The following is a 312-nucleotide window of genomic DNA, read 5'->3' on the forward strand; positions in this document are numbered from 1 at the left end:
GCACCCGGTAGCCGATCAGCTCGGTGATGCTGTCGGCGGTGGCGCACAGCCCGGAGCCGATGGTGAACAGCGCGAGGGCGGTCATGTAGAGGCGCTTGGTGCCGAACCGGTCTGCGGCCCAGCCGCTGAGCGGGATCACCGTGGCCAGCGCGAGCGTGTAGCCGGTCATCGTCCACGCCACCCGGGCGTACGACGCGTCGAACTCGTTCTGGAAGGTCGGCAGCGCCACGCTGACGACCGTCACGTCGAGGATCGACATGATCGCGCCGAGGACGACGACTCCCGCCACCTTGAGCACCGCGGCGTCGAGCT

At 69.2% G+C, this 312-nt stretch carries 1 protein-coding gene; it reads right to left on the reverse strand.

What is annotated here, in order from left to right:
• Positions 1-312, reverse strand: a 312-nt coding sequence (locus ONA70_RS36550) for an MFS transporter (RefSeq protein ID WP_265011031.1), incomplete at both ends; no start/stop codon positions are given.

This window comes from Micromonospora yasonensis, from assembly GCF_026013475.1.
In the GTDB taxonomy this organism is placed as follows: Bacteria; Actinomycetota; Actinomycetes; order Mycobacteriales; family Micromonosporaceae; genus Micromonospora; species Micromonospora yasonensis.